Raw genomic sequence first — 13300 nt, forward strand, 5'->3', positions numbered from 1 at the left:
GTCTTGCTCCTGACGCTCAGTTTCTCAGCGGTTTGCCGGTTTCGAGCATCGTCTCGATCCGGGCTTGGGTGCGCGGGTCGCGGATCAGCTTAACGAAGGCCGCGCGTTCGAGGTCGAGCAGCGCCTGTTCGCTCACCACGTCGATCAGATCGGCGTCACCACCGGTCAGCACCGTCGCCAGCGCATCGGAGACGACCATGTCATAATCGGTGGCGAGGCCGCGCTTGCGGAAGCCCTCCGCCGCCATGGCGAGGCCGACCCGGCCGCTTTCGCCGGGCAGGCGGAACTCGGGCGGGTTGGGCGGCGCATAGCCGTCGACCAATGCCAGCGCGCGCGACTTGGCGTCGGCGAGGAGGCGGTCGCGGTTCATCGTGATTCCATCGTCCTTGCGCAGGAATTGCAGCTCTTTCGCTTCAGCCGCCGACTTGGCGACGGTCGCGGTGGAGATGGTTTCGAACGCCTTGGCGACAGCGGGCATCGGCCCGCGCGGCAGCAGGCCCGATTTCACCCAGCGATCGATATATTCGCCGCAGCCGCCCCAGCCCGGAACGAGGCCGACACCGCATTCGACCAGCCCGATATAGGTTTCGGCATGCGCCTGGACCGCATCGGCATGCATCACGATCTCACAGCCGCCGCCGAGCGCGAGGCCGGCGGGCGCGGCGACCACCGGAAAGGGCGCATATTTCAGCGCCTTGTATGCCTGCTGCCCGCCCGCGACGAGCTTCTCGATCTCGCCCCAGGCGGCGATATTCACCGCGAAGAGCGCGAGCCCCAGATTGGCGCCCGCCGAGAAGTTGCTGCCTTCGTTATAGACGACCAGCGCCTTCATCGATTGCGCGACATGCTCGGTCGCCTGACCGAGCAGCTTGAGCGTCTCGCCGTCGAGCGCGTTCATCTTCGAAGTGAACTCGAGACAGGCGACGCCGTCACCGATATCCCACAGCGCCGCCGACCCGTTCTTCATGATCGGCTTGGCGGTGCGCTTGATATCTTCGAGCAGCAGCACGCCATCGGGGCGGACGATGTCATGATAGTCGCCGTCGAGGCCGAGATATTGGCGTTTGCCACCTTCGATCCGGTAGAAACTGCGGTCGCCCAGCGTGGTCAGGATCGCGGGAGCCGGCCTGCCCTCGTCGGCGAGCCGCTTCGCAAAAGCCGCCGCGCCGATCTGGTCGATCAGTTCGAAGGGGCCATATTTCCAGTTATAGCCGAGCTTCATCGCGTCATCGATCGCGACGATGTCGTCGGCGATCGTGCCGACGAGGTTCGCGGCATAGGCGAGCGTCTGGCCTAGCACCGCCCAGGCGAAGTCACCGGTCTTGCCGGGCAGCGCAATCAGCTGATCGAGCTTTGCGCGCGGCGCATCTGCCTTGAGCGTCGGGCGATAATCGCCGGTGGCGAGATCGAGGCTTTCCTTGCGCTTCCCCGCCTCGCGGTTGATCCGGTAGAAGCCGCCCTTCCCCTTGCGCCCGGTATAGCCGTCGGCGATCATCCTATCGATCAGCGGCATCGGCCGGACCGTCGCGAAATAAGCGTCGCCTTCGGGTAGGGTCGCGGTCAGGCTCTTTTGGAGCAGCGGCATCAGGTCGATGCCGACCAGATCGATCAGCCCGAAGATGCCGGTCTTGGGAACGCCCATCGGCTTGCCGCCGATCGCGTCGGCCTGCTCGACAGTGAGCCCCAGGTCCATTGCGGCGTTGACCGCGACCTGCAGCCAATAGGTGCCGATGCGGTTGGCGATGAAGCCCGGCGTGTCGTTGGTCCGCACGATCGTCTTGCCCATCGCGCGGTCTGCGAAATCGGCAACCTTCGCGGCGGTGTCCTGGCTGGTCTTCGGCCCGGTGACGATTTCGAGCAGCCGCATATAGCGCGGCGGATTGAAGAAATGGGTGATCAGGAAATCGGCGGCGAATGCGTCGGACCGGCCCTCGATCAGCTTGCCGAGCGGGATGGTCGAGGTGTTCGAGGAGACCGCCGTACCGGCTTTGCGCACCTCCTCCAGCTTCGCATAGAGGCTCTGCTTGATGTCGAGCCGCTCGATCACCGCCTCGACGATCCAGTCGCAGTCGGCGACCTTGGCGAGGTCGTCTTCGATATTGCCGGTCTCGATCAGCTTCGCCGCCGCCTTCGACATGAAGGGGGCGGGATCGGCCTTGAGCATCTTCGCAACCGCGCCCTCGGCGATCGCGTTACGGTTGGCGCCGTCCTTGGGGACGATGTCGAGCAGCAGCACGGGCACGCCAGCATTGGCGGCCTGCGCGGCGATCCCCGCACCCATCGTGCCCGCGCCGATGACGCAGACTTGTTTGATCGCATCCATGGCCGTCACACCGCCTCGAGGATGGTGGCGATGCCCTGACCGCCGCCGATGCACTGGGTGGCGAGCGCATATTTGCCGCCCTCACGCTTGAGCAGCGACGCCGCCTTGCCGACGATCCGCGCCCCGGTCGCACCGAGCGGATGGCCGATCGCGATCGCGCCACCGTCGAGGTTGATCGTCTCGGGCTTGAGACCCAGTTCGGTGCTGCACGCCAGCGCCTGGCTGGCGAAGGCCTCGTTGAGCTCGACGACGTGGAGGTCGCCGACCGCGAGACCCGCGCGTTCGAGCGCCTTGCGGGTCGCCGAGACCGGCCCGACGCCCATGATCTCGGGCTCGCAGCCCGAAACGGCGACGCTCTTGATACGCGCCAGGATGGTCAGGCCGTTGGCCTCTGCGTAATCCTCGCTGGTCACCAGCACGGCGGCCGCGCCATCGGTCAGCGGCGAGGACGTTCCCGCCGTCACCGAGCCGTTGGCATCGAAGGCTGGCTTGAGCGCGGCAAGTCCCTCGGCGGTGGTATCGGGGCGCAGCACGCCGTCCACCTCGACGACGCCCTTCCTGGTCTTGATAGGGACGATCTCGTCCTTGAGCTTGCCGCCATCGCGCGCCGCCGCCGCCTTCTTCTGGCTCTCGACCGCGAAGGCCTCCTGCGCGGCGCGGCCGACCTGAAACTGAGTGGCGACATTCTCGGCGGTGTCGCCCATGCCGATATAGGCGCCGGGACGCTTCTTCGCGAGTTCGGGGCTGGGCAGCGGGTTGTAGCCCATCATCGGCACCCGGCTCATGCTCTCGACGCCCGCGCAGATGAACACATCGCCCGCGCCGATCGCGATCTGACCGGCGGCGATGTGCACCGAGCTCATCGACGAGCCGCAGAAACGGTTCACGGTCATCCCGCCGACCTTGAGCGGAAGATCGGCAAGCAACCCGATCAGCCTTGCGACGTTCAAACCCTGTTCGCCCTCGGGAAAGGCGCAGCCGAGAATGATGTCCTCGATATCCTCGACCTTGACGCCACTCCTGTCGATCAGCCCGCGAATCACCTGTGCGGCGAGATCATCGGGGCGGACGCGGGCCAGCTCTCCCTTGCCCGCGAGGTGGAAGGGCGAGCGCGCATAGCCCGCGATAACGGCGTTCGGCATGGGGTTCCGTCTCCTTCGACGCGACCTTTATGCAACAGCCGCGACCAATTTCCTTAAAGGTAGGAAGATTACCCTATACGTCAACCAAAAATTGTGCAATCGATGCTGCATGGAAGAGCACGACCCGGGCGCAGCATCGGGCGGCTGACAGGAGGATGTAAGGCGATGAGCATCATGCTGATGGCCCTGGCAATGGCAGCGACCGCGAGCCCCGATGCCGTCGTTGGCCGATGGAAGACCGAAACCCGCAACGGCATAGTAGAGATCACACGTTGTGGCAGCTCGCTATGCGGAAAACTCCTGAGTTCGGATGCGATCAACGCCAATCCGGCCGCGCGCGACACGAACAACAAGGACGAGAAACTGCGCGGCCGCCCGCTCAAGGGGCTGCCGATATTGGGCGGCTTCGCCTTCAAGGATGGCGTCTGGAATGGCGGAACCATTTATAATGGCGAAGACGGCAAGACCTATGACGCGCGCATCACGCCCGTCGACGCCAACACGCTGAAGCTCAGGGGGTGCATCTTCGTGCCGCTTTGCAAGAATCAGACCTGGACCCGCGTGCGCTGAGACGCACGGATTAGAAGAGAGGAACGATCCCGATGACCTATTTCAATTTCCGGCGCATCGCCCTGGCGGGCGCAGCATCGACGGTCGCGCTGGTCAGCGCGGGCGCGGCACAGGCTTCGGCCTTCTACCTTCAGGAACAATCGGTGCGCGGCGCGGGCCGCGCTTATTCGGGCGAAGCCGCCGACCAGGGTGCGGCGTCGCTGTGGTGGAACCCGGCCGCGATCGCGGGCAACGAGAAGAGCAGCGTCTATGGCGGCATCGCGGCGATCCTGCCGAAGGGCAATGTCACCAACGTCAACACCCGCATCATCCGCCCCGGCCAGGCGCCGGCCCCGGTCGGCGGCGAGCAGGTGTCGAAGGACCCGCTGAACAAGGGCTATCTCCCCTCGGGCGCGGTAGGCTGGAAGATCAACGACCAGTGGGCGGTCGGCATGGCGGTGACGGCGCCCTACAGCTTCGCCACCAATTACAAGGGCACGAGCTGGGCGCGCTACACCGCCGACAAGACCAAGCTGACCACCTTCGACTTGCAGCCGTCGATCGCCTTTGCGCCGTCGCCGCTGATCGGTATCGGCATCGCGCTCAACGCCGAGCACAGCAAGGCATCGCTCTCCAACTCGCTGCCCAACCTTTCGCCGCTGCTGCCCGACGGGCACCAGACGCTGCGCGGCAAGGGCTGGGACTTCGGCTGGTCGGCCGGTGTCCAGCTCCACCCGAGCGAGATGATCGACCTGGGCTTCAGCTATAAATCGTCGATCAAGCACAAGCTGAAGGGCAGCATCACCACCGCCGGCCTGCTCGGCCCGCTCGCCGGATCGAACGGCACGATCAGCGACGTGACCGCCAGCTTCCGCACGCCTTGGCAGGCGATCGCCAGCGCCCGCTTCCACGCGACCGACGCGTTGACGCTGAACGCCCAGGTCGTCCGCGCCGGATGGAACAAGTTCGACGCGATCAGCCTCGGCGCGCCGGTCAACGCCGCGCTGCCCCAGAACTACAAGAACAGCTGGAGCTATGCGATTGGCGCCGATTATGACATCAGCCCGACGGTAACGGTGCGTGGCGGCGTCCAGATCGACAAGACGCCTACACGCGACGGTTCGCGCGATGCCCGCGTGCCCGACGCCTCGCGCGTCAATTTCTCGCTCGGCACCTCCTTCGCGGTCACCGAGTCGATCACCCTCGACGCGGCAGCAAGCTACCTGAACCTTAAGGACTCGACGATCGATCGTCCGGGCGGCTTCTACCTGGGCACCCCGGCGCAGACGATCATCCTTCCCGACGGCCGGCTCGACAAGGCCAGCGTGGTCATCCTCGCCATCGGCGGGCGGATGAGCTTCTGATCGAGAAAGGAAACCGACGACGATGTCTCCAGGCGGCGACGTGACCACCCCATATTCCCCCGGTCGCGGCGCCGCATCCCCGGACGGCGGGAGCGTGCCAGCGCTCCCGCCGATTCCGAAGCGGCTCATCACCGATATGCTCAATGCGGCGGTGCGCGATCATGGCGCGCGTGACGCTGTCGACTTCCTCGGACGGCGCTGGACCTATGCGGAGATCGGCGCGCAGGTCGACCGGGTCGCCGCCGGATTGCAGGCGATGGGCGTCGGCCCCGGCGTCCGCCTCGGCCTCTGCCTGCCCAACACGCCCTATTTCGTCATCCTCTATTTCGCGGCGCTGCGCTGCGGGGCAACGATCGTCAATTTCAACCCGCTCTATGTCGAACATGAATTGCGGCACCAGATCCGCGATTCGGGCACGACGGTGATGGCGGTGATCGACGTCGCCGGCATCCATGCCAAGGTCGCGGCGGTGGCCGAGGAGTGCGGGCTTCAGAAGATCATCGTCTGTCCGCTGGCCGATGTCCTTCCGCCGCTGCTGTCGATCGCCTACCGGCTGTTCAAGCGCGGCGAGATCGCCCGTTGGCCGCGTGATGCGCGCCATGTCGCCTTCCGCAGCCTGGCCGAAAACGGCGAAAGCTTCCGTCCGGTGGCGATGTCGCCCGACGATGTCGCGGTGCTGCAATATACCGGCGGCACCACCGGCGTGCCCAAGGCGGCGATGCTGAGCCACGCCAATCTGACCGCCAATTGCCGGCAGATGATCCTGCATGTCGGCCATGTCGGCAGCGGCCCCGAAGAAGCGCAGGACCGGATCATGGGCGTGCTGCCGATGTTCCACGTCTTCGCACTGACGACGGTGCTGAACTTCTCGGTCGACACCGCCGCGCTGATGATCCTGCTGCCGCGCTTTGAGCTCGGCCAGTTCCTGAAGACCGTGAAGCGGACGCGGCCGACCAAGCTGCTCGCAGTGCCGACGATGCTGACCGCGATCAACAAGGCCGCGGCGACGCGCGAGATCCATTTCGAGGATCTCGACTATTGCGTTTCGGGCGGCGCGCCGCTGCCCTATGATGTGCGGGCCGAATTCGAACGGCTGACCGGCGCCCGGGTGGTCGAAGGCTATGGCCTGTCTGAAACCTCGCCGATCCTGACCTGCAATCCGACCGAAGGCGGCATCGTCAAGGACAACAGCGCCGGCATCGCCTTCCCCGGCACGACGATTGAAATCCACAGCCTCGACGACCCGCACCAGCTGATGCCCGTCGGCGAACGCGGCGAGGTCTGCGCGCGCGGGCCGCAGGTGATGCAGGGTTACTGGAACAAACCCGAGGAGACCGCCAAGATATTCATCGACGGCGCGATCCGGACCGGCGACGTCGGCTATCTCGACGCCGACGGCTATCTGTTCCTGGTCGACCGGATCAAGGACGTGATCATCTGCGGCGGCTATAATGTTTATCCGCGGATGATCGAGGAAGCCCTGTACGAGCATCCCGCGATCCTGGAGGCGGTGGTGATCGGGGTGCCCGACGAATATCGCGGCCAGGCGCCCAAGGCGTTCGTGGTGCTGCGCCCCGGCCAGCCAGCGACGCCGGAGGGCTTGCATGATTTCCTCGCCACCCGCATTTCCAAGATCGAGATGCCACGCGAGATCGAGATTCGGGACAGCCTGCCCAAGACGCTGATCGGCAAGCTGTCGAAAAAGGAGCTCGTTGCCGAGGAAGCCGCCAAGGCCAAGGCGGCCGCCTGAGCGATGGCAAAGCGCGCTCCGTCCGATGGCGACGAACGCCAGCCCCTGCGCGGCATCCAGGATGTCGCGACCGAACTGGGCGTGACCACCCGGACGATCCGCTTCTATGAGGACAAGGGCCTGCTCGACCCGCAGCGGGTTGGGACGATGCGGGTCTATTCGCGGCGCGAGGTCGGCCGGCTCCAGCTGATCCTGCGCGGCAAGCGGCTAGGGTTCAGCCTGCGGCAGATCAAGGAGTTCCTCGACCTCTACGACGCCGACCAGCTGCACCTGTCACAGACGCGGCGGCTGCTCGAGCGCGTCACCGAACGGGTCGAGGCGCTCGAAGCACAGCGCGCGGCGCTCGACCAGACGCTCGACGAATTGCGCGACATCGCCCGGCAGTGCCGCGAACGGATCGCAATCGCCGGCTGAGCGCACGCCGCGCATCAATATTTCGTTTCAGGAAAAAATTTTGCCCGAGAGGATGGCGGCTTTTCGCACGCCGTTCGTCTCTATGACCGCGCGAGGTGTAGCTTCGTGGGGTGAAGCCGAACGTGGCATAAAAGTCACAATCTCTTCATTTTAACAATTATGAAAGAAAACATGCATTGCCGACTCGGATTCAGATCTTAGTCTGAAAATATCAAAAGACGGACGGGAGCATCGATTCGGGTCAAATGGCGTAAGTTGATTGGGATTATTCTGCGATTCGTAGAATAATGACTTATGCCATGTATCCTTGATTATCCTTGATACTGTCGAATATGGGCAGGTGTCCTGAAAGATTTTCATGAATCTTTTGGGGGCTCACATGAAGCATCTGAAAATTGTGTCCTGGGCGGCGCTGGCCGCCGCCAGCCTTTCCGCTTCCGCCGCGATGGCGCAAACCGAACCGCAAGCCGCGGGTGCGGAGGAAGACGGCAGCCAGGTCATCATCGTCACCGGCACGCGGCGAACCGACCGCACAGTTGCCGAATCGCCGACGCCGATCGACGTCTATGCGGGCGAAGAGCTCACCAAGCAGGGCACCGCCGACATGAACCAGGTACTTCAGAGCCTGGTCCCCTCCTTCTCGGTCGCGCGCTACGCGATCGGCGACGGATCGAGCTTCGTCCGGCCGCCCAACCTGCGCGGCCTTCCGCCGGACGAGACGCTGGTGCTGCTCAACGGCAAGCGCCTGCACCGCTCGGCGCTCGTCCAGATCGGCGCGAACGCGCTCAGCGCGGGCGCCCATTCGGCCGATCTCGCCCAGATTCCGGCGGTCGCGGTCAAGAGCGTCGAAGTGCTGCGCGACGGCGCATCAGCGCAATATGGTTCGGACGCGATCGCGGGCGTCATCGCGATGACGCTGAAGACCGACGACAGCGGCATCAGCGGCTATGCGCGCTACGGCCAATATTATGAGGGCGACGGCAAGGACTATCAGGTCGCGTTGAACGCGGGCTTCAAGCTCGGCGACACCGGCTTCATCAACGTCAGCGGCGAATATGTGAACTCGGGCAAGACCAGCCGCGGCGTCACCCGCCCGGGCGCGTTGCAGCTGTCGATCGAGCAACCCAATATCGGCGTTCCGAAGCTCGCCCAGCGCTATGGCAATCCAGCGCTGGAATCGGAGCGCTTCTTCGTCAACGGCGGCTTCGAGTTCGAGGACAGCAGCCTCTATTTCTTCGGCAACTACGGCCACAGCTTCCAGGAGGAGAGCTTCAACTACCGTCAATCGGTGAACGCCACCGGCTTCGGCAAGAACGGCATCTTCAACGACATCTTCACCGATTTCGACAATACCCTGCCCGGCATCCAGACCGGCGCGGCGGGCGGCAACGTCTATGCGCCGAACAGCTACGAGGTTTTGCCCGAATTCAGCGCCACACCGCGAGATTATACCCAGGTCAGCACGTGCGCCGATCCGCTCGTGCAGAACTTCAGCTGCGTATATCCGGGCGGCTTTACGCCGATCTTCTTTGGTAAGATCGACGATATATCGGGCACGGTCGGTTATAAGGGGACGCTCGGCTTCGGGCTGAACTATGACATCAGCGCAGGTTATGGCCAGAACACGCTGGCCTATTCGCTGACCAACTCGATGAACCCATCGCTCGGCGTCAACTCGCCGAACGAGTTCTACCTCGGCAAGCTGGAGCAGCGTGAAACCCTGTTCAACGCCGACTTCAGCTATCCATGGGAAGTCGGGCTTGCGAGCCCTATCACGATCGCCTTCGGCGGGCAGTTCCACCGCGAGTCCTATGAACTCGGGCTGGGCGATCCCGCCTCCTATGCGGTCGGTCCTTACACCGGCAACCTCGTGTTCCACCAGGATGGAACTCCTGTCCTCACGCGAGACTCCAACGGTAATTTGGTACAGCTCTCGACCGGCCAGCCGGTCGGCGCGAACGGCTTCCCCGGCTATGGTCCGGCGATTGCCGGCTCGAGCAGCCGGACATCCAAAGGCGTGTATATCGACATCGAAGGCGACATCACCGACGCCTTCTCGCTGGGCCTTGCCGGCCGCTACGAAAAGCTGAGCGATTTCGGCAGCACGACCACCGGCAAGATCTCTGCGCGCTATGCCATTGCGGACTTCGTCGCGATCCGCGGCACGGCGAGCACCGGCTTCCGCGCCCCGACCCCCGGCCAGGTCAACACCAGCAGCATCGCGACCGTGTTCAATCCGGGCAATCCGAACGCCATCGAGTCGATGACGTTGCCCGTGTCGAGCCCGGTTGCCCAGTTCCTTGGCGCCGTACCGCTGACGCCGGAGAAATCGACCAACTTCAGCGGCGGCTTCGTGTTCACGCCGGCACCCGGAGCGACCCTCACCATCGATTATTACAACATCGAGGTGCGCGATCGTATCGGCACGTCGGGGACGTTCACCGTCGTCGACGCGCAGCGCCCCACGCTGCAGGCGCTCGGTCTCGCCAACTACGCGACCGTCAACGAGGTCCAGTTCCTGACCAACGCATTCAACACGCGCACCCAAGGCATCGACATCGTTGGCAGCTACCGGATGCCCACCGGCATGGGCACGTTCAACACGACCTTCGCCTTCAATTACAACAAGAGCGAAGTCACCAAGCGCGACGCCACGATCATCACCAACACCAAGGTCTACCAGATCGAGAAAACGCTGCCGAAATATCGCGCCATCCTGACCGAGAACTTCACCAGCGGTCCGCTCTCCGTCCTCGGGCGGGTCAACTGGTACAGCAAATACTCCACGGCTGACGACGGCCCCGGCCCTAATGGCTATATCTCGGAGACGTTCAGCAGCGAGTTCGTGTTCGACATCGAGGCGAGCTACGAGGTGACCGAGAATTTCACCCTCTCGATCGGCGCCCAGAACCTGTTCGACAATTATCCCGACAAGATCACGCTCGGCGGAACCTTCCCCTCCACCGGCGGCCGTTTCACCGGCGACGTCTATCCGGACACTTCGCCCTTCGGGTTCAACGGCGGCTTCTATTACGCCAAGGTCGGCTTCAAGTTCTGATCCGGCGCTACGGGCCGGGGGCGATTCACGTCGCTCCCGGCCTTTCTTTTCTATAAATAATGTTTCCTGATAGCATCGCGAAGGAGCGATAATGGGCGAATCTGACATGGGATCGGCAGCGGACGGCCTGTCCCGGCGCATCTTCCTCGAAAAGCTGGCCAAGATCGGCGGGACCGCGGCGCTGCTGGCGGGCATGGACGCGCTCGGCTTCGGTATCGGATCGGCGATGGCTGCGCCGCCCAAGCTGGGCGGCACGCCGAAGCAGAAGAAGGTCATCGTGCTCGGGGCGGGCAATGCCGGTCTCGCCTCGGCCTATGAGCTCACCCAGTCCGGCTATGACGTGGCCGTGATCGAGGCGCGCAGCTTTCCCGGCGGACGCGCGCAGACCGCGCGCAAGGGCTTCACCCTGACCGAGCTGGGTGGCGCCACCCAGACCTGCGATTTCGACGAGGGGCTCTATATCAACCATGGCCCTTGGCGGATTCCCTATCACCATCATTCGACGCTGCACTACACCCGCAAATTCGGGGTTCCGCTGGAGCTTTTCAACAACGACAACGACGCCTCCTTCCTCTATTTCGAACGCGGGACCGGCCCGCTCGCGGGCAAGCGCGTCCGCAAGGCCGAGGTCGCCGCCGACATGCTCGGCTATAGTTCGGAAATCCTCGCCAAGCTGTCGCGGCAGGGCGCGCTCGACGCCCGCTTCGGCATCGAGGACAAGGAGAAGTTCATCGAGTTCCTGGTCGACTTTGGCGCACTGTCGAAAAAGGATCTAAATTACACGGGCGCGGAGGGACGCGGATATCTCGTCGAACCCGGCGCGGGGGTCGATCCCGGGCCCGGCAAGCCGTCGGTTCCCTACAAGATGAACGATCTGCTCGACAGCGGCCTGGGCCATATGCTGTCCAGCGTCGCGCGCGAATGGACGCAGCAGCGCACGATGTTCCAGCCGGTGCAGGGCATGGAACAGATTCCCAAGGCGATCGCCCGTAACCTTCCCAAGGGGATGATCCGCTACAAGACCGAGGTGCAGCGCATCCGCCAATCGCCCGACGGCGTGACGGTGGACGTCCTCCGCAACGGCAAGCCCGAGACGATCAGCGCCGACTGGTGCATCTGCACCATCCCGCTGTCGGTGCTGAAGGGGATCGACCATGGCCTGTCGCCGGCCTTCGCGGCGGCGCTGGCCAAGTGCGCCTATGCGCCGGTCGGCAAGATCGGCCTCCAGATGAAGCGCCGCTTCTGGGAGGAGGATCATGGCATCTATGGCGGGCACGTCTTCTGCGACAATCCCGACGTCAATAACATCGCCTTTCCGTCGACCGGCTGGCAGGGGCAGAAGGGCGTGCTGCTCGGCTATTACAACTTCATCGCCAACGCCGCGAAGGTATCGGCGAAGACGCCCGCCGAACGCGCCGAGATGGCCGTCGCCTATGGCGAGAAGATCTTCCCCGGCGCCTATCGCGACAGCTATGAAAACAGCTTCTCGGTCGCATGGCACCGGGTGAAATATAATCTCGGCGGCTGGGGGATGTGGAGCGACGAGGCGCGCGCCACCGCTTATCCGGTGCTCACCGAACCCGATGGCCGCATCTATCTGGCGGGAGAACATATGAGCTATATTGGCGGCTGGCAGGCGGGCGCGTTCGAAAGCGCCTGGCAACAGATCGAACGGCTGCATGCCCGGGCGATGAAGGGCTGATGGCGATGCGCACGATGTTTTGCACCATCGCGCTGACCGGGCTGGCGGCGGCGAGCGCCATCGCCCTGCCCGCGCAGGAGCCCGCCGCCGCGCCCGACCCCGCCAAGGTCTTCAGCGACAATTGCGCCGCCTGTCACCAGGAGGACGGCAAGGGCATCGAGGGCGCATTCCCGGCGCTGGCCGGCGACGCCTTCGTAAAGGGGTCGCCGGGCCCGGCGATCCACGTCGTGCTCGAGGGCCGCGCGGGCATGCCGACCTTCAAGGGCGACCTTACCGACGCCCAGATCGCCGCCGCGCTCACCCATGTCCGCACCAGCTGGGGCAATGCCGAAACGCCGGTCACGACCGCGCAGGTCGCCCGCATGCGTAGCGGCGAGGCCCCTGATCCGACCGACACCAAAGTCATTTCCGCCCACTGACCCCTGAGGAGTTCACCATGAAGACGATGAAGATCGCGGCCGCCGCGCTCGCCCTGACCATGCTTGCGGGTCCCCTGTTCGCCGTCCCGCCAGCGCCGGTCGAGAAGCTCACCAGCACCGGCCCCGACGGCAAGCCCGGCGCAATCCTGAAGGGGGCGATCGTGCCTCCGGGCTATGACACCTTCTACCTGTCGGGCCAGCTCGCCGATCCGATCGACCCCGCCAAGAAAGCGACCGTGGAGGATTTCGGCGACACCAAGACCCAGACGATCAGCACCCTCACCAAGATCAAGGCGTTGCTCGAGGAAAAGGGCTACAAGCTGTCCGATGTCGTGAAGATGACCGCTTTCCTCGCCGCCGATCCCAAGCTCGGCAAGATGGACTTCAAGGGCTACATGGAAGGCTTTCTGCAGTTCTTCAACACCGCCGAGAACCCGAGCACCGTCGCCCGTTCGACGGTGATGGTCGCCGCGCTGGTGCAGCCGATGTATCTCGTGGAGCTGGAAGTGACGGCGGTGAAACCGGCCAAGAAGTGACGGTCCTCCCCTCCCTGCCAAGGGAGGGGATCGAGGGGTGGGT

General features: G+C 64.3%; 10 protein-coding genes. 8 read left to right on the plus strand and 2 right to left on the minus strand.

What is annotated here, in order from left to right; all coding sequences use genetic code 11:
* Positions 1-16 precede the first annotated feature (16 nt).
* Together ASE00_RS13445 and ASE00_RS13450 are read right to left on the minus strand one after the other, a co-directional pair.
* Positions 17-2323: a 3-hydroxyacyl-CoA dehydrogenase/enoyl-CoA hydratase family protein gene (locus ASE00_RS13445; protein ID WP_056381021.1), complete on the minus strand. Its 2307-nt coding sequence runs from the start codon at positions 2321-2323 to the stop codon at positions 17-19.
* Positions 2324-2328: 5 nt separating this feature from the next.
* Positions 2329-3465, minus strand: a complete 1137-nt coding sequence (locus tag ASE00_RS13450) for a thiolase family protein (protein ID WP_056381023.1) — start codon at positions 3463-3465, stop codon at positions 2329-2331.
* Between the two features lie 165 nt (positions 3466-3630).
* Between ASE00_RS13450 and ASE00_RS13455 the strand changes: the two genes are divergently transcribed.
* The 8 genes from ASE00_RS13455 (at position 3631) to ASE00_RS13490 (ending at position 13257) form a co-directional block, all read left to right on the plus strand.
* Positions 3631-4035: a DUF2147 domain-containing protein gene (locus ASE00_RS13455; protein WP_056381025.1), complete on the plus strand. Its 405-nt coding sequence runs from the start codon at positions 3631-3633 to the stop codon at positions 4033-4035.
* Positions 4036-4067: 32 nt separating this feature from the next.
* Entirely contained in the window at positions 4068-5378 is a 1311-nt protein-coding gene (locus tag ASE00_RS13460) for an OmpP1/FadL family transporter (RefSeq protein ID WP_056381027.1), read from the plus strand.
* Positions 5379-5400: 22 nt separating this feature from the next.
* Positions 5401-7128: a long-chain-fatty-acid--CoA ligase gene (locus ASE00_RS13465; RefSeq protein WP_056381029.1), complete on the plus strand. Its 1728-nt coding sequence runs from the start codon at positions 5401-5403 to the stop codon at positions 7126-7128.
* 3 nt (positions 7129-7131) lie between these two features.
* On the plus strand, positions 7132-7542 hold the full coding sequence (locus tag ASE00_RS13470) for a MerR family transcriptional regulator (RefSeq protein ID WP_056381031.1): 411 nt from the start codon (positions 7132-7134) through the stop codon (positions 7540-7542).
* Between the two features lie 379 nt (positions 7543-7921).
* The gene (locus ASE00_RS13475; protein WP_056381033.1) at positions 7922-10600 is read left to right on the plus strand and encodes a TonB-dependent receptor plug domain-containing protein; all 2679 of its coding nucleotides are present in this window, start codon (positions 7922-7924) and stop codon (positions 10598-10600) included.
* 91 nt (positions 10601-10691) lie between these two features.
* Complete coding sequence (locus tag ASE00_RS13480) at positions 10692-12302, plus strand: flavin monoamine oxidase family protein (protein WP_056381034.1); 1611 nt, start codon at positions 10692-10694, stop codon at positions 12300-12302.
* Complete coding sequence (locus ASE00_RS13485; protein WP_056381037.1) at positions 12302-12721, plus strand: c-type cytochrome; 420 nt, start codon at positions 12302-12304, stop codon at positions 12719-12721. The genes ASE00_RS13480 and ASE00_RS13485 overlap by 1 nt, the downstream gene beginning before the upstream one ends.
* A gap of 17 nt (positions 12722-12738) precedes the next feature.
* On the plus strand, positions 12739-13257 hold the full coding sequence (locus ASE00_RS13490) for a RidA family protein (protein WP_056381038.1): 519 nt from the start codon (positions 12739-12741) through the stop codon (positions 13255-13257).
* Positions 13258-13300 lie beyond the last annotated feature (43 nt).

Source organism: Sphingomonas sp. Root710 (assembly GCF_001429065.1).
Lineage (GTDB): Bacteria > Pseudomonadota > Alphaproteobacteria > Sphingomonadales > Sphingomonadaceae > Rhizorhabdus.

What these genes read in the sequence shown, in the direction of transcription:
- ASE00_RS13475 (WP_056381033.1), top strand. Translation starts at nt 7,922, where the DNA reads ATGAAGCATCTGAAAATTGTGTCCTGGGCGGCGCTGGCCGCCGCCAGC.
- ASE00_RS13490 (WP_056381038.1), top strand. Translation starts at nt 12,739, where the DNA reads ATGAAGACGATGAAGATCGCGGCCGCCGCGCTCGCCCTGACCATGCTT.
- ASE00_RS13450 (WP_056381023.1), bottom strand. Translation starts at nt 3,465, where the DNA reads ATGCCGAACGCCGTTATCGCGGGCTATGCGCGCTCGCCCTTCCACCTC.
- ASE00_RS13445 (WP_056381021.1), bottom strand. Translation starts at nt 2,323, where the DNA reads ATGGATGCGATCAAACAAGTCTGCGTCATCGGCGCGGGCACGATGGGT.
- ASE00_RS13460 (WP_056381027.1), top strand. Translation starts at nt 4,068, where the DNA reads ATGACCTATTTCAATTTCCGGCGCATCGCCCTGGCGGGCGCAGCATCG.
- ASE00_RS13465 (WP_056381029.1), top strand. Translation starts at nt 5,401, where the DNA reads ATGTCTCCAGGCGGCGACGTGACCACCCCATATTCCCCCGGTCGCGGC.
- ASE00_RS13470 (WP_056381031.1), top strand. Translation starts at nt 7,132, where the DNA reads ATGGCAAAGCGCGCTCCGTCCGATGGCGACGAACGCCAGCCCCTGCGC.
- ASE00_RS13485 (WP_056381037.1), top strand. Translation starts at nt 12,302, where the DNA reads ATGGCGATGCGCACGATGTTTTGCACCATCGCGCTGACCGGGCTGGCG.
- ASE00_RS13455 (WP_056381025.1), top strand. Translation starts at nt 3,631, where the DNA reads ATGAGCATCATGCTGATGGCCCTGGCAATGGCAGCGACCGCGAGCCCC.
- ASE00_RS13480 (WP_056381034.1), top strand. Translation starts at nt 10,692, where the DNA reads ATGGGCGAATCTGACATGGGATCGGCAGCGGACGGCCTGTCCCGGCGC.